This window comes from Hydrogenophaga sp., from assembly GCF_051007235.1.
Classification (GTDB): Bacteria; Pseudomonadota; Gammaproteobacteria; order Burkholderiales; family Burkholderiaceae_C; genus Hydrogenophaga.
The window spans coordinates 1-17,858 of record NZ_JBPCSJ010000238.1; the positions used below are offsets into that span (position 1 = coordinate 1).

General features: G+C 65.6%; 18 protein-coding genes and 1 pseudogene. 8 read left to right on the plus strand and 11 right to left on the minus strand.

Annotated features, from left to right (window positions below; genetic code table 11):
* Window positions 1-206 precede the first annotated feature (206 nt).
* Window positions 207-749, minus strand: a pseudogene (locus ACR2JA_RS08580) (RNA-guided endonuclease InsQ/TnpB family protein).
* Window positions 750-1,226: 477 nt separating this feature from the next.
* Here ACR2JA_RS08580 and ACR2JA_RS08585 point away from each other — a divergent pair.
* Window positions 1,227-1,607, plus strand: a complete 381-nt coding sequence (locus tag ACR2JA_RS08585) for a BLUF domain-containing protein (protein WP_434008675.1) — start codon at window positions 1,227-1,229, stop codon at window positions 1,605-1,607.
* A gap of 798 nt (window positions 1,608-2,405) precedes the next feature.
* Here the strand turns inward: ACR2JA_RS08585 and ACR2JA_RS08590 are convergent.
* Entirely contained in the window at window positions 2,406-3,392 is a 987-nt protein-coding gene (locus tag ACR2JA_RS08590; RefSeq protein ID WP_434008676.1) for an NADPH:quinone oxidoreductase family protein, read from the minus strand.
* Between the two features lie 144 nt (window positions 3,393-3,536).
* On the opposite strand from ACR2JA_RS08590, the gene surE reads away from it, so the two are divergent.
* The 5 genes from surE (at window position 3,537) to rlmD (ending at window position 8,433) form a co-directional block, all read left to right on the plus strand.
* The gene (surE, locus tag ACR2JA_RS08595) at window positions 3,537-4,319 is read left to right on the plus strand and encodes a 5'/3'-nucleotidase SurE (protein ID WP_434008677.1); all 783 of its coding nucleotides are present in this window, start codon (window positions 3,537-3,539) and stop codon (window positions 4,317-4,319) included.
* Window positions 4,316-5,131, plus strand: a complete 816-nt coding sequence (locus ACR2JA_RS08600; protein ID WP_434008678.1) for a protein-L-isoaspartate(D-aspartate) O-methyltransferase — start codon at window positions 4,316-4,318, stop codon at window positions 5,129-5,131. The genes surE and ACR2JA_RS08600 overlap by 4 nt, the downstream gene beginning before the upstream one ends.
* A gap of 147 nt (window positions 5,132-5,278) precedes the next feature.
* On the plus strand, window positions 5,279-6,115 hold the full coding sequence (locus ACR2JA_RS08605) for a peptidoglycan DD-metalloendopeptidase family protein (RefSeq protein WP_434008692.1): 837 nt from the start codon (window positions 5,279-5,281) through the stop codon (window positions 6,113-6,115).
* A 9-nt stretch (window positions 6,116-6,124) separates the two neighbouring features.
* Window positions 6,125-6,910 (plus strand): 3'-5' exonuclease, encoded by a 786-nt coding sequence (locus tag ACR2JA_RS08610; protein ID WP_434008679.1) that lies wholly within the window; start codon window positions 6,125-6,127, stop codon window positions 6,908-6,910.
* 98 nt (window positions 6,911-7,008) lie between these two features.
* Window positions 7,009-8,433: a 23S rRNA (uracil(1939)-C(5))-methyltransferase RlmD gene (rlmD, locus tag ACR2JA_RS08615; protein ID WP_434008680.1), complete on the plus strand. Its 1,425-nt coding sequence runs from the start codon at window positions 7,009-7,011 to the stop codon at window positions 8,431-8,433.
* A 24-nt stretch (window positions 8,434-8,457) separates the two neighbouring features.
* On the opposite strand, the gene ACR2JA_RS08620 is transcribed toward rlmD, so the two are convergent.
* Together ACR2JA_RS08620 and ACR2JA_RS08625 are read right to left on the minus strand one after the other, a co-directional pair.
* Complete coding sequence (locus ACR2JA_RS08620) at window positions 8,458-8,853, minus strand: hypothetical protein (RefSeq protein ID WP_434008681.1); 396 nt, start codon at window positions 8,851-8,853, stop codon at window positions 8,458-8,460.
* A gap of 136 nt (window positions 8,854-8,989) precedes the next feature.
* Window positions 8,990-9,688: a Bax inhibitor-1/YccA family protein gene (locus ACR2JA_RS08625; protein ID WP_434008682.1), complete on the minus strand. Its 699-nt coding sequence runs from the start codon at window positions 9,686-9,688 to the stop codon at window positions 8,990-8,992.
* Window positions 9,689-9,922: 234 nt separating this feature from the next.
* Here ACR2JA_RS08625 and ACR2JA_RS08630 point away from each other — a divergent pair, with 234 nt between their 5' ends.
* Window positions 9,923-10,330 (plus strand): GlcG/HbpS family heme-binding protein, encoded by a 408-nt coding sequence (locus ACR2JA_RS08630; RefSeq protein WP_434008683.1) that lies wholly within the window; start codon window positions 9,923-9,925, stop codon window positions 10,328-10,330.
* Between the two features lie 104 nt (window positions 10,331-10,434).
* On the opposite strand, the gene ACR2JA_RS08635 is transcribed toward ACR2JA_RS08630, so the two are convergent.
* The 7 genes from ACR2JA_RS08635 to ACR2JA_RS08665 all read right to left on the minus strand — a co-directional run bounded on the left by ACR2JA_RS08635 (window position 10,435) and on the right by ACR2JA_RS08665 (window position 16,919).
* The gene (locus tag ACR2JA_RS08635; protein WP_434008684.1) at window positions 10,435-10,662 is read right to left on the minus strand and encodes a hemin uptake protein HemP; all 228 of its coding nucleotides are present in this window, start codon (window positions 10,660-10,662) and stop codon (window positions 10,435-10,437) included.
* Window positions 10,662-11,075 carry an ExbD/TolR family protein gene (locus ACR2JA_RS08640; protein WP_434008685.1) on the minus strand — a complete coding sequence of 138 codons (414 nt, stop codon included), beginning with the start codon at window positions 11,073-11,075 and terminating at the stop codon, window positions 10,662-10,664. Before ACR2JA_RS08640 ends, ACR2JA_RS08635 begins: the two co-directional genes overlap by 1 nt.
* A gap of 19 nt (window positions 11,076-11,094) precedes the next feature.
* Window positions 11,095-11,829: a MotA/TolQ/ExbB proton channel family protein gene (locus ACR2JA_RS08645; protein WP_434008686.1), complete on the minus strand. Its 735-nt coding sequence runs from the start codon at window positions 11,827-11,829 to the stop codon at window positions 11,095-11,097.
* 34 nt (window positions 11,830-11,863) lie between these two features.
* Window positions 11,864-12,535, minus strand: a complete 672-nt coding sequence (locus tag ACR2JA_RS08650) for an energy transducer TonB (RefSeq protein ID WP_434008687.1) — start codon at window positions 12,533-12,535, stop codon at window positions 11,864-11,866.
* 303 nt (window positions 12,536-12,838) lie between these two features.
* Window positions 12,839-13,951 (minus strand): alpha-hydroxy acid oxidase, encoded by a 1,113-nt coding sequence (locus ACR2JA_RS08655; protein ID WP_434008688.1) that lies wholly within the window; start codon window positions 13,949-13,951, stop codon window positions 12,839-12,841.
* Window positions 13,948-14,634 (minus strand): Fe2+-dependent dioxygenase, encoded by a 687-nt coding sequence (locus tag ACR2JA_RS08660; RefSeq protein WP_434008689.1) that lies wholly within the window; start codon window positions 14,632-14,634, stop codon window positions 13,948-13,950. The genes ACR2JA_RS08655 and ACR2JA_RS08660 overlap by 4 nt, the downstream gene beginning before the upstream one ends.
* A gap of 2 nt (window positions 14,635-14,636) precedes the next feature.
* Window positions 14,637-16,919, minus strand: coding sequence for a TonB-dependent receptor (locus ACR2JA_RS08665; RefSeq protein WP_434008690.1), 2,283 nt, complete (start codon window positions 16,917-16,919; stop codon window positions 14,637-14,639).
* Between the two features lie 380 nt (window positions 16,920-17,299).
* Between ACR2JA_RS08665 and ahpC the strand changes: the two genes are divergently transcribed.
* The coding region (gene ahpC, locus ACR2JA_RS08670) for an alkyl hydroperoxide reductase subunit C (protein WP_434008691.1) at window positions 17,300-17,858 on the plus strand (559 nt) is incomplete at its 3' end.

The window sequence follows — 17,858 nt, forward strand, 5'->3', positions numbered from 1 at the left end:
ATGCATCATTAATTTTATATAATGATGTATATCTGCTTCCTGCCCCAACAAGCAGTGATACGGCTCGAACAAATGTTTGACATCCCCCGCAGACGGGGATCCCGACGTCTTGAAGGCCTCATCCGGCCCCGGCGGCTGACGCCGTATCATTCATCTCAGCTTCATCTGCTCTCGCCTCCCGCTGGGATGGAGAGTTGCAGTCCTAGTCAGGCTGGCCCGCGGTTGCGGATGTTGACTGCTGTGTTGACGTCGCGGTCGTGCTGGGTGCCGCAGCACGGGTACCACCAGCGGCGAACGGCCAGCTCCTAACGACCGGCGGTGCCAGCCCGAGCTCCGCAGGTGCTGCAGTCCTGGGTGGAGTAGCGCTCGTCGGTCTGCTTGAACCACACGCTTGCGTCATCGCACTGGTGATGCAGCATGGTCCTGAGCGAGCCCCACCCTGAGTCCAGCACGGATTTGGGCATACCAGTCTGGGCGAGCGCGCTCGCATCGACGTTACCAACGAAGACCGCCTGGTTCTTGCGAACCAGCTCGGTCGAGCGTTTGTGCAGGTGGGCCTTCCTGCGGTTTGCCAGCTTGGCGTGGATCGCCTTGATGCGTGTCTTGTGGCTCGCGAGCTGGGTCGCGGCCAGCGCCGGCTCCAGGTCACGGCAGAACTTGTGAGCTTCGACCTGCTCTCCGTCGGGACCGGAAAACAGGTGCTTGAGGCTCAGGTCCAAGCCGATTGCCTGCCACTGGATCTTCGCCATCGGCCCTGCGGCGTTTCAGTAAAAGGGCGCTCGGCGCTTCGTATTTGTTCAAGCGTTTCGTGAGTCACCAAAGGGGGACTGACGGTTTGGATGGGCTGGGCGGACCTGTCTGTACGCTTGGCGCACGATTGGTACCGAGGACCATCACCGTTGCAGTCATGGCGCCCAGGATGGGGTTCCCACGTTCTCAGCTTCGTTCTCATCAAGCCCAATGCTGGATGCGTATAGTTAAAAACTATGCATGCGGTCAGTTTGATGTATGATTTAATCTGAAAGCTGTCAGTCAAGTTGTTTGTCTAGGATCTGATGGTGATGTTGTTGGTTGCTGGAAAACTTCTATGTTTTCCGGGGCAGCGTCGCCAACCTGTCTCCCTTGACCCCCTCTAGCTGGAGTCTTCGCTCTTCTGGTTGGAAGCAAACGGTTCGGTGCTCATCCGGCAGTCGGTGCCCTACAGCGTTTTCTCTCGTTCTTCATCAATGCTCGAGCGCCTTCTCTATCGATCCCGTGCCAGCCATGACTTCGGTTCGCTTCACCTTTTCAAGCTGCTGACCGAGGCCAGGCTTCGCAATGAGAAGCTTCTTGTGACGGGTCACCTTCTCTATTTCAATGGGTGCTTTACACAGTGCATCGAAGGTCCGAGAGAAAGCATCGACCTTCTCTGGAGCGCTGTGAGCACAGATCCGCGGCACCATGACATTGAGTTGTTGGCCCGGCATGAGATTTCGGTGAGGCGCTTTGCTCAATGGAGCATGGCCTTTTCGACCTACTCGTCCCTTTACGTGCACGGCATGGAAGGTTTTTTCCCGGTCGACGACGATGGGCAGTCGCCGCTGGTCAGGACCTGTATCGCTGACTAGCTGTTGCGTACCCGATTTGGGGCGACGCTCATTCTTCGTTGACCGCGGGCGAGCGGAGACTCACTGTTTTGCCGTTGCTGCAGCGTTGGTGCCCAATGCTCCGTTTCGATGGCGGGCCGTTTCAGTGGGTCCAGCACCGTGCACCATGACGCTTTTGGCCCTGATGCCTCGCGACCCCAAAGCGCTGGCACCCACATCACATGGGGGACGTGCCCGAGCCAGTTTGTGGTGCTTATGGGGTCTCGACCCACGGCGTTTGATACTTTCCCGTGTACCAACTCCGGTCTGGCTGGGCGGTTTTGTCGGTGTTGACCAGGAGCGGCCGCACTTCGAGCCAGCAACTATCACCGTCCTGCGCTGATCCGGCGTTCGTCAGGCTGGACGAGGGTCTCCTCATGCCTCGGGGCTGGCGTGGCAGTTCCAGCGCATGTACTGCGGCTGTATCGCGCAGTGTGGCCGGGCCGATGGTGCGCTTTTGTGTGGCGTATTGGTCGGATTTTTGTCCTCGCCAAGTTGTGTGCGTTGGGATTCTGTGTGTGGTGGAGCAGGTAACGCTTACTGTTTTTTCGGAGATCGCTTGATTAATGTCCGATGTATGCTGCATAATGAAATTCTTAAAATTGGGAGTGTTACACAATTTGTATATTCTGGCTGTGTAACAAGTTTCGTAAGTTATTGATTTATAAGGGTTTTGCGTTGACTTGATGGCTCCCCATCAGCCACCCCAAAACATACAAAACCCGCGCTTCGCAAGAGGCGCGGGTTTTTTCTTGGGCGTTTGAAGAGTGACCGAGCCGCTCAGTTCACCAGCACCAGCTTGCCCTTGACCGAGCGTGATCCCATGATCGCGTAGGCCTTGGGCAGTTCGCTCATGGGCAGGGTCTGGTCGATCACGGGTTTGATCTGACCCTTCATGTACATCGTGGCCAGGGTCTGCATCATCTGCGCGTTGGCCTGCGGTTCGCGCTTGGCGAAATCGCCCCAGAACACGCCCACGATGCTGGCACCTTTGAGCAGGGCCAGGTTCAGCGGCAGGTTGGGGATGGGGCCACTGGCAAAGCCCACCACCAGGTAACGTCCGCGCCAGGCGATGGAGCGGAACGCAGGCTCCGCAAAGTCGCCGCCGACGGGGTCGTAGATCACGTCGGGTCCTTTGCCTCCGGTCAGCCGCTTGATCTCGTCGCGCAGCGTGGTTTGCGGTGTGTGCACGCTGTAGTTGATGGTGTCGTCGGCCCCCAGCTGCTTGCACAGCGCACATTTTTCATCGCTGGACGCGGCGGCGATCACGCGCGCGCCAGCGGCCTTGGCCAGCTGAATGGCGGCCGTGCCCACGCCACCCGCGGCGCCCAGCACCAGCACGGTTTCGCCTGCTTTGAGTTGCGCGCGGTCCACCAGCGCGTGTTGCGAGGTCGCGTAGATCATGATGAAGGCCGCCGCGTCGACCGGCGGGAATCTCGATGGCAGTGGCATGCACAACGCGGCCGGTGCCAGTGTGTGGGTGCCGAAACCGCCCGTGCCGCTCAGGCAGGCCACGCTCTGGCCCACCTGCAGGTGCTGCACGCCGTCGCCCACCGCCTCGACCACGCCGGCGTACTCCGACCCTGGCACAAAGGGCAGGGGCGGCTTCATCTGGTACTTGTTCTGCACGATCAGCAGATCGGGGAAATTCAGGCTGGCCGCCTCGATCCGGATCAGCACCTCGCCGGCTTTGGGCTGCGGCGTGGGCAGTTCTTTCCAGGTCAGGGCTTCCACGCCCACAGGGTTTTCGCACAGCCAGGCTTGCATCGGGATGTCTCCTTGTTGGTTCGGGTTGGCGCGATGATAGGCAGCCGACCCGCTGGAGGCCCAGCGCTGTGTGTGCGTTTCTGTCGCGGTCGGGACCCCGGTGGACGGCGGCTGGCCCTGAGGCCTTCCACCTAAAATCGCGGCATGAAAATCCTCATCTCCAACGACGATGGCTACCAGGCGCCGGGTATCGTGGCCCTGTACGAAGCCCTCAAGGATCTGGCCGATGTGGAGGTGGTGGCACCCGAACACAACAACAGCGCCAAGAGCAATGCGCTGACGCTGCATTCGCCGCTGTACGTGCACACGGCGTCCAACGGCTTCCGTTACGTCAACGGCACGCCGGCCGACTGCGTGCACATCGCGCTGACCGGACTGTTGGGCTACAGGCCCGATCTGGTGGTTTCGGGCATCAACAACGGCGCCAACATGGGCGACGACACCATCTATTCGGGCACTGTGGGCGCTGCGATGGAGGGCTACCTGTTTGGCATCCCAGCCATTGCTTTTTCCCAGACCGAGAAGGGCTGGGCGCACCTGGACACCGCTGCGCAGAAGGCGGCCGAACTGGTCAAACAGCTGATGCCTTCGTTGCCCGATGCAGCGCAGCGCGGCGAACCCTGGCTGCTCAATGTGAACGTGCCCAACCGGCCAGCGGCCGACGTGCACGGCTTCAAGGTGGCGCGCCTGGGTCGCCGGCATGCGGCCGAGCAGGTGATCACGCAGACCAGCCCGCGCGGCGAGACCATGTACTGGATCGGCAGCGCCGGCCCGGCGAAGGACGATACCGAGGGCACGGACTTTCACGCCACCGCGCAGGGGTATGTCAGCATCACGCCGCTGCAGGTGGACCTGACCGACCACCAGCGCCTGCCGTACTGGGCGCCGTTGGCGGCGTTGCTGTCGCAGCCCAAAGGGCGGGCATGAAGCGGCTGCCTCATGGCCTGCCTTCGGGCAATCCGCCCGCGGCGCGCCCGCGCCCAGGCTTTCCTGCGCGGCTGGACACGCCGACCGCACCCGCCGCCGCGCGCCCGGGCGCACCGGTGGGCAAGCCTGCGCTGGCGACCCGTGCAGCGCCGACCACCACTGGCCTGGGCATGGATTCGCAGGCGGTGCGCGCGGCCATGGTGCGCAAGCTGCAGGCCCAGGGCGTGTCGCATCCGGCGGTGCTGGCGGCCATGAATGCGGTGGAGCGCCACCGCTTTGTTGATTCGGCGCTGGTCAACCAGGCGTACGAAGACACCAGCCTGCCCATCGGGCTGGGGCAGAAGATTTCCAAGCCCAATGTGGTGGCGCGCATGATCGAACTGCTGTGCCAGGGGCGCACCCAGAAGCTTGGGCGTGTGCTGGAGATCGGTACCGGCTGTGGCTACCAGGCCGCGGTGCTGAGCCATGTGTCACGCGAGGTGTACAGCATCGAGCGCCTGCGTGGCCTGCACGAGAAAGCGCGTGAGAACCTTCGCCCGTTCCGGCTGTCCAACGTGCACCTCCTGTTCGGCGATGGCATGGTGGGCTACGCGCAAGGCGCGCCGTACGCAGCCATCATCGCGGCGGCCGGTGGCGACGTGATTCCTCAGGCCTGGGTCGACCAGTTGGTCGTGGGGGGGCGCCTGGTGGCGCCCACGGTGAACGCCGCGGGACGCCAGAACCTGGTGGTCATCGACAAAACCGCCACCGGTGTGCTGCGCAGCGAGCTCGAGGCGGTGCACTTCGTCCCCCTAAAATCGGGGATTGCCTGACGCGGATCCCCTTGACAGGGGTGCCTTTTTGTTTTCTAGGGACCGGCCTCGACGCCGACACCCCGCATGGGAGTTTTCATGAGCACATTCCAGTTCCACGCACCCGCCACACCCGTGGTCCATCGCCGTCCCTTGTGGCGTGGCGCGATGGCACTGACGCTGCTGGCCGCGGCGTTGATCGCGACGGGCTGCGCCGGTCGCCGCCTGGCGGACCCTGCACCGGTGGAAGACAGGGGTGCCGCGGGTGGTGGTCGCAGCGCCGAGGTCAAGACCCTGCCGGGCGCCGAGAACGCCGGCAAGCCCGGCTACTACACGGTGCAACCCGGTGACACGCTGTTCCGCATCGCCCTGGACAGCGGCCAGACCTGGCGCGACGTGCAGGCCTGGAACAGCCTGGCCAATCCGAACGTGATCGAGGTCGGGCAGGTGTTGCGCGTGGCGCCGCCGGTGGGCGCCGCTGCAGCGGCCGCTTCCACAGGCGTGACCGCCGCGCCCGTGGCCAGCGCCACCGTGGTCTCGCGGCCTCTGGTCGCCACCGGCACGGCCACCGCAACGGCGGTGGTCACGCCTGCGCCGGCGCCTGCGCCGGCCGCTTCCGCCACGGTGCCGGCGGGCGACGCGGTGAACTTCATCTGGCCGGCCCAAGGCGCGGTGATCGCCAACTTCGACGAGGCCAAGAACAAGGGCGTGGCGATCGGCGGCAAGGTGGGCGACCCGGTGCTGGCCGCGGCCGACGGCCGCGTGGTTTACGCCGGTGCCGGCCTGCGCGGCTACGGCAACCTGATCATCCTCAAGCACAACAACACCTACCTCACGGCCTACGCCCACAACCAGGCGCTGCTGGTGCGCGAAGACCAGGCGGTCAAGCAAGGCCAGAAGATCGCTGAAATGGGTAGCAGCGACGCCGACCGCGTCAAGCTGCACTTCGAGGTGCGCCGCCAGGGCAAGCCGGTGGACCCGATCGCCTTTCTGCCCAAGCGCTGACCGTTTGCCATGGCCTGGCCGGTGCTGGTCTTCGACATCGAGTCGATTCCCGACATCGCCGGCCTGCGCCTGCTGCGCGACGACCCGGCCGACTGGACCGACGCACAGGTGCACGAGGCCTGGCTGGCCGAGCGCCACGCCAAGGGGCAAAGCGACTTCATGCCGCTGCACCTGCAACGGGTGCTGGTCATCAGCGTGGTGTTCCGCAACGCCGAGGGTCTGCGCGTGCACTCCTTCGTGGACCGCGACGGCCAGAGCGAAGGCAAGGTCGTGCAGGCCTTCTTCCACAGCATCGAAAAGCACCAGCCGCAACTGGTGAGCTGGAACGGCGGCGGCTTCGACCTGCCGGTGCTCCACTACCGAGGCCTGCGGCACGGCGTGGAGGCCAATCGCTACTGGGACATGGGCGAGGACGACCGCGAGCACAAGTGGAACAACTACATCAGCCGCTACCACATGCGCCATCTGGACCTGATGGACCTGCTGGCGATGTACACGCCCAAGAACAACGCGCCGTTGGACGCGCTGGCCAAGCTGTGTGGCTTTCCGGGCAAGCTGGGCATGGACGGCTCGCAGGTCTACGCGCAGTACCAGGACGGGCGGCTGGAAGACATCCGCCGCTACTGTGAGACGGACGTGATGAACACCTACCTGGTGTATTGCCGTTTCCAGAAGATGCGCGGTGGCTTCACCGCGGCGGAATACGACCAGGAAATCGCCTTCGTCAAGGACACGCTGGGCCAGCTGGCACCCACCGAGCCGCACTGGGACGAGTACCTGCGCGCCTGGGCCTGAAACCGTGTCCCCACGCTTCGCGGTTTTCTGCTCCCAGCGGGTGCAGCATCGCTTGTGAGAGATCCTGCGACGCTTCCCTGTCCTGAGACAATCGGGGCATGAGCCAAGACAGCCCCACACCACCCACCTACGTTTCCCCCTCCGCCGATCTGCCCGACGGCCAGCTGTTCATCGAATCGCTGGACATCGAAGCCCAGGGCATCGCCCACCGCCCCGACGGCAATGTGGTGTTCATCGACGGCGCGCTGCCGTTTGAAGTCGTCAGCGCTCAGGTCAACCGCAAGAAGAACAACTGGGAAGCGGCTACGCTGACCGAGATCCACCGCGAGTCGCCTCAGCGCGTGACCCCCGGCTGCCCGCACTTTGGCCTGCACGATGGTGCCTGCGGTGGCTGCAAGATGCAGCACCTGGAAGCCGGTTCGCAGGTCGCCATCAAGCAGCGCGTGCTGGAAGACAACCTCTGGCACCTGGGCAAGGTCAAAGCCGAGACGCTGCTGCGCCCCATCCAGGGCCCGAGCTGGGTCTACCGCTTCCGCGCACGCCTGTCGGTGCGCTTCGTGCACAAAAAAGGTGTGGTGCTGATCGGCTTCCACGAACGCAAGAGCCGCTACGTGGCCGACATGCAGGTTTGCCACGTGCTGCCGCCGCACGTGAGCGCCCTGCTGATGCCGATGCGCGAGCTGTTCTACGGCATGGACGCGCGCGAAACCTGCCCGCAGGTCGAGCTGGCCTGCGGTGACGACGTGACCGCGCTGGTGCTGCGCCACCTGGAGCCGCTGAGCGAGGACGACCTGGCCCGCCTGCGCGCCTTTGGTGACCGCCACGGCGTGCAGTGGTGGCTGCAGGCGAAGGGGCCGGACACGGTGAAGCTGCTCGACGAGGGTGGCCCGCTGCTGGCCTATGGCCTGCCGGACTTCGGCATCACCATGCCGTTCAAGCCCACCGACTTCACCCAGGTCAACCCGCACATCAACCGCGTGCTGGTCTCGCGTGCGCTGCGCCTGCTGGGCGCAAAGCCACACGAGCGCGTGATCGACTGGTTCTGCGGTCTGGGCAACTTCACCCTGCCGATTGCCACCCAGGCGGGCGAGGTGCTGGGCATTGAGGGCAGCGAAACCCTGGTGGCCCGTTCGTGCGAGAACTGGTCGGCCAACCAGCACGGGCGTGCCACGCCGATGGCGCCCACGCGCTTCGTGGCGCGCAACCTGTTCGAGATGACGCCCGGTTTGCTGGTGGCCGATGGCCGAGCTGACAAGTGGCTGGTGGATCCGCCGCGCGAAGGCGCCTTCGCGTTGTCCAAGACCCTGGCCGACCTGCACCAGCAGCCCGAGCTGCGCGGTGATTGGACACCGCCCAAACGCATCGTTTACGTGAGCTGCAACCCGGCCACGCTGGCGCGCGACGCCGGCCTGCTGGTGCACCAGGCGGGTTACCGTTGCACGGCGGCGGGGGTGGTGAACATGATCCCGCACACCGCGCACGTGGAGAGCATGGCGGTGTTCGAGCTGGCCGATCCGGCCTGACCTGAGCGGCCCGGGGGCCGGGCCTCAGGATTTGTGGGTCTTCTTGGCGTTCGGGTCGGCCTCGGCTTCGCCGTGGCCCTTGTCGCTCGCAGGGTTCTGCGACTTGTCTTCGGCGCCGGCCTCTGCCGGTGGTGCGGGTGGCGTGGGCGTGAAGGGCATGCCCACGATCTCGTTCTCGCGCATGTAGGCGTCCATTTCCTTCCAGCCGGCGAACACGGCAGCTTTGCCGGCCTTGGGGTTGGAGCGGAAGCAGTCTTCCACGCTGCGCACCGCGTGGCGGCAGGCGCTGCCGATGGCCTTGCCCTCGGCTTCCTTCTTCTCGGCCGCTTGTGCGGCGGTTTCGATGCCCAGCGCATCGCAGCCGGTCAGCAGGGCACTGGCGGCGGCGAGCAGGGCGATGAGAAGGGTGTGGCGGCGCATGGCAGAAGGTCCGGTTTGAACCTTGTTTCGGCCGTTGGCGCGCCAACTTGATGCCTCCTTGGTGTGTGCCCTTGCCTGCAGACGCAAAAAAAGGGGGCCAAACGGCCCCCTTTTGTCAGACGGGTGCGTGCTGCGTTCAGTCGCGTTCACCACCAAAGATGCCCAGCAGCGCCAGCAGGCTCTGGAAGATGTTGAACAGATCGAGGTACACCGCCAGCGTGGCGCTGATGTAGTTGGTCTCGCCGCCGTCCACGATGTTCTTCAGGTCGTACAGCAGGTAGGCGCTGAAGATCACGATGGCCAGGGTGGCGATGGTGGCGAACATGGCCGTGCTGCCCACGAACACGTTGATGACGCCGCCGATCATGAGCGCCAGGGCGCCGATGAACAGCCACTTGCCCATGCCCGAGAGGTCGCGCTTGATGACCGTCGACAGGCTGGCCATGACGACGAACACGCCGGCGGTGCCACCGAAAGCGGTCATGATCAGGTCGCTGCCGTTCTTGAAGCCCAGCACCATGGCCAGCATGCGCGAGAGCATCAGGCCCATGAAGAAGGTGAAGGCCAACAGCACTGGCACGCCGGCGGCCGAGTTTTTGGTTTTCTCGATGGCGAACATGAAGCCGAAGGCGCCGCCCAGGAACACGATCAGGCCCAGGCCGCCGGTCAGGCCAGCCGTGATGCCGGTCTGCACACCGATCCAGGCGCCCAGCACGGTGGGCAGCATGGACAGCGCCAGCAGCCAGTAGGTGTTGCGCAGCACCTTGTTGCGCTGCAGGGCCGAACCGGAGGCGGCGGTGCCGAAGCGGCCGCTGGTGTCAAAAGGCTGGTTCATGGGGTTCTCCTGTGGTGGTGAGCGCTGGTCGGCACGGGCCTTGCAGCGGTTGGGGCGGATTGTAGGTGGGCCCGGCGGCGCCTGCACCGCGGCGCTGTTTGGCCGCACCAGGGTGGCGACAATGCTGACCGCCGTGCACCCAATTCCTGCGTTAAGGTGGCGGCCTCCGTGCCGTTGCACCGCCCTGTGTGCGCCGCTTGGCCCGTTCAGATCCCCTGTTTCAGAAAGAAGTTCATGAAAACCAAAGCCGTTCTCGAAGCCGCCGATATCAAGCTGATCGCCGCCGCCGCCGAAGCCGAAGCCCTGAAAAACCAGTGGGCCGTGACGATTGCCATCGTCGACGATGGGGGCCACCTGCTGTGGCTGCAGCGCATGGACGGCGCCGCGCCGCTGTCGGCCCACATCGCCCCGGCCAAGGCCCACACCTCGGCGCTGGGCCGCAAGGAGAGCAAGGGCTACGAAGACGTGATCAACCAGGGTCGCACCGCGTTCCTGAGCGCTCCGGTCGTGGCCGGCATGCTCGAAGGTGGCGTGCCCATCATGAAAGACGGCCAGTGCATCGGCGCGGTGGGCGTGAGTGGCGTGAAGTCGTCGGAAGACGCGCAGATCGCGCGGGCCGGCATCGCGGCCATCGGGCTGTGAATCGCGGAAAAAAGTGACTGGCTACCGGGGCGATAAGCCCCCTGGCTGGCCCAAAAACGACGCTCGGAGAGGGTGAGGTCTCCGGGTCGCCCCACGATGAAAAACTACTTGGTCAGGATCAGCTTGCCCTGACGCGTGGCCTGCAGGCGGTAGAGCGATCCGTTGTGCGCGATGGCCACGGCGTTCTGGCCGCGCAGCAGGTCCTGGCTGTCCAGCAGGTGCGGCGCACCCGGTGGGTTCGCTTCAGGGGTCTGGGCCGCGGCCGGTTGGTTCGGTCTGGTCGTGGCGGTGTCCATGCGGTGCTCCGGGATCGTGTCGGGTTGGGCAGGCATCACGGCGTGGTCGGTTCGGTGACGAAGCCGATCTTGCGCACGCCGGCGCGCTGGGCCGCGGCCATGGCCAGCGCCACGCGCTCGTAGCGAACCGCCTTGTCGCCGCGGATGTGCAGCTCCGGTTGCGGTTCCTGGGCGGCTGCGGCCGTCAGGCGCTGTTCGAAGTCAGCGTCTTCAACCCGTGCGTCGTTCCAGAAGTAGGCGCCATCGGCGGCCACCGACAGGCGGATGTTCTCGGGCTTGTCCAGCAACCTCTGGTTGCTCGTCTGCGGCAGCTCGATGTTGACCGAGTGTTTGATCACCGGCACGGTGATGATGAAGATGATGAGCAGCACCAGCATGACGTCGATGAACGGGATCATGTTGATCTCGCTGAGCATCTGGTCGCTGTCGTCCTGGGTTCCGATGGCCATGGTCTTGTCCTCGTGAAAATCAGGCCTTCTTCATCGGCAGCACCTTGGCATCACCGCCCACGGTGACGCGGGCGCCGGTGACAAAGTAGGCGTGCAGGTCGTTGCCAAAGCGGTTGAGGCGGTGCGTCAGCCCCTTGTTGCCGCGCACCAGGGCGTTGTAGCCCAGCACCGCCGGGATGGCGACCAGCAGGCCCAGTGCGGTCATGATCAGCGCTTCGCCGATGGGCCCGGCCACCTGGTCGATGCTGACCTGGCCGGCCGCACCGATGCCCAGCAGCGCATGGTAGATGCCCCAGACGGTGCCGAACAGGCCCACGAACGGGGCGGTGGAGGCGATGGAGGCCAGCACCGTCAGGCCGCTCTGGGCGCGGGCGGTGAAGTCGTCCAGGCTGTTGCGCAGGGCGCGTTCCACCCAGTCGCTCAGGTCCAGGCTGTCGTGCAATTGAGGGCGCGCCTGCCCGTCCTTGTGCAGGAGGTGGCGGGTCGCTTCGCGCCCTTCCATGGCGAGGGCGCGGAAGGGGTTGCCCGGCTCGTTGCCCAGCTTGGCCAGGCCCTCGGCAAAGTCGGCGCTGTGCCAGAAGCTTTCGCAGGCCTTGGCCTGCCGGCGTTGCGCGCGCTGGTCCAGGGCTTTCCACAGGATGATGATCCAGGTGGTCAGCGACATGAGCAGCAGCGCCAGCGCCACGGTGCGGGTGACGGCGTCACCCTGGGTCCAGACGTGGGCGATGCCCGAAGAGGCGAGTTGGGGTTCCATGGCGGGGATTCCTGAGGCGAGAAAGAGGGACGGTTTATTCGAGGATGAAGTGGATGGGCACGTTGAACCACATCGCCTCTGCCGCACCGGCGCGCTTGCCGGGCACATAGCGCCACTTAAGCACGGTTTGCAGGGCGGCCTGGTCCAGGCGCTCGTAGCCGCTGGAGGTGCGGATTTCGGCTCGGGTGGCGGTGCCGTTGGCTTCGATGAAGGCGCGCACCACGACTTTGCCTTGCTCACCCAGGCGCTTGGACAGCGGCGGGTAGGGCGGGGGCGGGTTGTTGAGGTAGTCGGCGCTGCTCGACGGCAGTTCCACCCGGGCCGGCGCCGCCGGAGCGGGGGGCGCTGGCGGCGCGGCCGGTTCGGCAGCGGCGACTGTCGTCACGGGCGGGGCCGGTGGCTGCGGTTCGGTCGTGCCGGTAGGGGCCAGGGGCGCGGGAGTGGGCGTGGCAACGGCCACGGGCTGCGGAGCGGGCTGGGCCAACGGTGGGGGCGACGGTGCCGCTTTGGGGGCAGCGGCCGGGCGCGCTTGGGGCGGTGGCGGTGTGGGCGTCACCTGAGGCTGTGGCGGCTGGATGACCTCGGACAGCACCGACACCGGTACCACCAGTTCGACCGCGCGGCGCAGCAGCCCGGCCTGCAAGGCCCACAGGCCCAGCAGATGAAGGCCGGCCACGGCGATCACGATGGGAAGACGGCGGTCCATGCGGGCTAGGGTGGTCCGGGCCGGGTGGGGCCCTGGTGTGGGGAGCGCAAGCGCTGCACTGGCGGAGGACATAGTGTAGAGAGGGCCGGGGAGGGTTCGGTGAGGCCGGGACGCTCAGGTCATTTGCGAAAGACCCAGCAGAGCGCGCCCAGCAACAGCGCCAGGCTGCCACCCAGTGTGGACAGGGTTTGAAGAACCATGAATACCTCCTGCGTTGGTGATCGGGCTGTCCGTCATGGCTTGAATTATAAATGCGAATCCTTCGCATTTGAGAAAAAATTCGAAAATGAATGAGATGGCTGATCAGGTGCGCGTGGGCTGGTGCAGCACCGAGGCTGCATCGCTCAGCTGACGGCAGCCACACAGCGCCATGGCGATCTCCAGCTCGTCGCGCAACAGCCGCAGCACATGGGCCACGCCCTCTGCGCCACCGTTGGCCAGGCCGTGCAGGACGGGCCGGCCCACCAGCACCGCCGACGCGCCCAGCGCCATGGCCTTGAGCACGTCGGTGCCGCGGCGGATGCCGCCGTCCACCAGCACGGGCAGCGCGCCGTCCACCGCCTGCACCACGGCGGGCAGCAGCTCGGCGGTGGGGGGCAGGGTGTCCAGCGTGCGACCGCCGTGGTTGGACACGATGACCCCGGCCGCGCCGTGTTCCATGGCCAGCCGCGCGTCGGCCGGGTGGGTGATGCCTTTGAGCAGCACCGGCAGGCGGGTGACGGAGCGCAGCCAGGCGATGTCGGCCCACGTGGGGGCGCGGGTGAGCAGGTTGTCGAACAGGGCGCTCTGGCCGGGTTGCAGAACGGCGGCAGGCGGTGTGTGCAGGCCTTGCAGGTTGACCGCCGACACGCCGGGCGGCAGCGCGAAGCCGGCGCGCCGCTCCCGGTCGCGCACCCCGCTGACCGGGGCGTCCACCGTGAGCACCAGTGCTTCGTAGCCGGCGGCTTCGGCGCGCTGCACCAGGTCGCGCGTGAAACCGCGGTCGGGCTGGAGGTAGAGCTGGAACCACAGCGGTCCGCGGTCGGCGTCGCTCAGCACCAGCCGGGCCACGTCTTCCAGCGGTGTGCTGGCCTGGGTGCTGAGCACCAGACCTGCCCCCAGGGCCGCAGCCGCGAGCGCGGTGGCCCGTTCACCGTCCGGGTGGGCCAGGCGCTGGTGGGCCATGGGCGCCACCAGAAGAGGGTGGGTCAAGGTGCGGCCGAGCAGGCGCACGCGGGTGTGGCCGCCCGCCAGTGGGCGCAGCACGCGGCTGGCAAGCTTCAGCTGCTGCCAGGCCTGCACGTTCGCGCGCAGGGTGGTTTCATCGGCCGCTCCACCGTTGAAGTACGCCCACGTGGCCGCGTCCAGGCGCCGGGCAGCCAGGGCTTCGTGGTCGGCCAGGTTGCCGGGGGTTGTGGTGGGCGTGTGAGCACTCATGTGCTGGCCCACATGCGCAGCAGGTTGTGGTACGTGCCGGTCAGGGCGGTGGTTTCGGCGGTCTCGCCGTGGCGCTGGCGCAGGGCCAGCAGGTTCATGTCCAGGTCGTACAGCAGGCGACGCTGCTCGTCGCTGCGCACCATGCTCTCGATCCAGAAAAAGGAGGCGATGCGGGTGCCGCGGGTGACCGGCGTGACCTCGTGCAGGCTGCTGCCCGGGTAGAGCACGGCATGACCGGCGGGCAGCTTCACGCGCTGGGTACCGTAGGTGTCGTGGATGGTCAGTTCGCCACCCTCGTATTCGTCGGGCTCGCTCAGGAACAGCGTGCAGGAAACGTCTGAGCGCACCCATTCTTGTGAGCGTTTGGAGTGCATCACCGCGCCGTCGATGTGGGCGCCGTAGGCCGGGAAATCCGGCCGGTACCGGTTGAACAGGGGGTTGAAACAGCGGCGCGGCAACGCCGCCGAGAAGAACAAGGGGTGGCGCTGCACCGCCGCCAGCACCTGCGCCTGCAGCGCCCGGGCCACCGGCGAGTCTTGCGACAGCTGTTCGTTGCGCTTGACGGCCACCGCCTGCGGGCCGGCGCTGGTCCGCCCGTCGATCCAGAGCGAGGGATCGGCCAGCTGGTCGCGCATGGCGCGCACCTCTTCTTTGCTCAGGATCTGGGGCAGTTGCAGCAGCATGGTCAGAACACGGTCTTGACCGAGAGCATCAGCTTGCGTGGCGCGCCCGGCGTGTAGAAACCGCGGTACAGGGCGTCCGCGTAGAGCTTGTCGGTGATGTTGCTCACGTTGAATTTGACGGTGGTCTTTTCGTCCACGACGTACTCGACCATGCCGTCCCAGACGGTGAAGGCGGACGCCAGCACCGTGCGAGCGCCCTCGGGGTTCTGCTCGCCGCGGTAGGTCATGCCCAGGCCGATGCGCCATTGCGGCGCCACCCGGTAAGTGCTCCACAGGCTCAGGCTGTGCTTGGGCGTGAGAGCCGGGCGGTCGCCCTGCACCTGCGCGCCGGTGCCGGTGGCCGACAGGGCCACGTTGCTCTGGTCGATCCGGGCACTGGGGATCCAGGTGTGGTTGTAGAACACCTCCCAGTCGGGCGTGATGCGGCCGGCCGCGCTCAGCTCCACCCCGGTGGCGTGGCGCTTGCCCGACAGCAGGGCCTGAGTCGCGGCGCTGTCCGGGTCGGTGTTGCGTTCGTTGTATTTCTCCGAGCGGAACAGCGCCGCGTTGAGGGTCGCGCGGTTGTCGAACAGGTCCCACTTGGCGCCGATCTCGACGTTGCGGCTCTTTTCCGGCGGGGTGTTGCCCAGCTTGGCGTTGGTGCCACCGGTGGCGAAGTTGCCCAGCGCGAACTGGTAGGTGTCGGCGGAGGTGTTGTAGGACTGTCCGAACGACACGTAGTAGGAAGACGCTTCGTCGGGCTGGAAGAGCGCGCCGATGCGGGGGCTCCACAGGTTTTCCGACAGCTCGTCCTGGTTGCCGGCGGTGTCCTGGTAGCTGGCCTTGAAATGGTCAAAACGCAGCCCGCCGACGAGCTTGATGCTCGACGTGACGGACACCACGTCCTGCACGTAGAGGCCCAGGCTCTTGGAGTCGAAGGTGTTGAGCGGCGGCTCGCCGCGGGTGTCGGCGCGCCAGTCGCCATCGTTGGGGGTGCCCACCGTGGTCGTCAGGCCGGACGCGGTGCCGCCAAAGCTGTTGTTGCGGTTCGCGTCTTCGACTGTCAGGTCCACGCCCGCGGTCAGGTGGTGCCCAAGGCCACCACTTTTGAACTTGTTGCTGTAGTCACTTTGAACCTGTGTGATGTCGCTCTGCCCGTAGCGACCCTTCGAGTTTCTGCCCAGCACCGTGCTGGCGGTGGGCGGGTTGGTCAATGAAACAGCCGTCCCGTCGGGTTGCAGGCTGGCATTGGCCCACCCGATGGCGCTGACCCAGAGATCCCGTTCGTAGGTGCCGTGGCGGACCGTGGTCTGCAGCTCTTCCTGAGCGCTGAAGCGGTGCTTGTGTCCCAGCGACAAGGTGGTTTGTTCCGACTTCTGGTAGTCGCTGGCCAGGCCGTAGTAGTTCTTGGCCGGCAACACCGGCACGATGGTGCGGGGGGTGGTGGTGGCGTCGCCCGTCTGCAGCCAGGGGTGGTTGTAGTTGGGGCGCTCGGTGGTGCTCAGGTGGTACAGGTCCACCGAGAACTCGTCCCGTTCGCCAATGCCGGTGCGCCAGCCGGCGGCCAGACCTTTGCGGTCGTCCTGGGCGCCCCAGTTGTCGGCGTCCTGGACCATCGCATTCACGCGCACTGCGCTGTTGTCGCTGAGCTGCTGGTTCAGGTCGGCCTGCACGCGCTTGTGACCACCGCTGCCGACCGTCAACTCCGTTTCATAGCGGTCCATCAGGAACGGCTGCTTGGTCACCTGGTTGATGACGCCGCCGGTCGAGCCCTTGCCGAACAGCATGGACGCCGAGCCTTTGAGCACCTCCACACGGTCGGTGGCGAAGGTGTCGCGGGTGATCAGCTGGGCTTCGCGCTGGCCGTCTCGGTAGATGTCGCCGCTCTGGCCCAGCGAGAAGCCTCGCAGACGCACGTCTTCCTCACCGGTTTCGCCGGCCAGGAAGGTGATACCCGCGGTGGTCTTGAGCACGTCGCGGAAGTTGTCCAGGTTGCGGTCGTCCAGCAGCTTTTCGGTCATGACCGTGACGTTCTGAGGGATGTCGCGCAACGGCTGCTGACCTTTGCCGATGGTGGTCTGGGTGGCGCGGAAGGTGTTTTTGGCCTTGATTTCTTCGGGGTCCGCCTGCTCCCTGACCGTCACGGTCTTGAGCGTGGTCTCGGCCGGGCTCGCCGTGGTCGCTTGGGCGAAGGCGTTCACGGAACCGGCCAGCAGCATGGCGCCCAGCGGCAACATGGCGAAGGGGGCGGCGGGCGAGGGCTGGGCTTGCACCGGGGTGCGGCGGGATGTCAGGCGTCGGGACATGGTGGCAGTGAGTCGATGGGTTGTCGGCTGGCTGCAACGGATGGACGCTGTGGCTGGCTGGGGTGCTCAGTATATTGCAAATGCGAATAATTCGTAAACAATGTGTTGCGAAAGGTTGTACAGCGGCTGCGGTCACGGTGCGCGGTGTACGGTGCGTTCGCTGCTCCCAAACGGGCGCGACACCCGTTGACCTGGGTCATGGCGCTGCCGATGCGGGTGCCTAGCATTGATGGAGATCTGCTGCGTTGCAGCACAAAAGCTATAGGGTGAATAGTGACTATCAATGTCTAAAAACGATAGATCTCAACTATGATTCGCCCCGTTGCGTTCAACGCATCGCCTTCTCCCGGTTCCTCAATCCCAACCTGTTAGGAAAAACCATGTCCCTGATCAACACCCAAGTCCAACCGTTCAAGACCACCGCTTTCGTCAACCGTGCCGGCAAGGGCGAGTTCATCGAAGTGACCGAGCAGTCCCTCAAGGGCAAGTGGTCCGTGCTGATCTTCATGCCGGCCGCTTTCACCTTCAACTGCCCGACCGAGATCGAAGACGCCGCCGACAACTACGCCGAGTTCCAGAAGGCCGGCGCCGAGGTCTACATCGTCACCACCGACACCCACTTCTCGCACAAGGTGTGGCACGAGACCAGCCCCGCCGTGGGCAAGGCTAAGTTCCCCCTGGTCGGCGACCCGACGCACACCCTGACCAACGCCTTCGGCGTGCACATCGCCGAAGAAGGCCTGGCCCTGCGCGGCACCTTCGTGGTGAACCCCGACGGCATCATCAAGACGATGGAAGTGCACTCCAACGAGATCGCCCGTGACGTCAAGGAAACCCTGCGCAAGCTCAAGGCGGCCCAGTACACCGCCGCCAACCCCGGCCAGGTTTGCCCGGCCAAGTGGAACGAAGGCGCCAAGACGCTGACCCCGTCGCTGGACC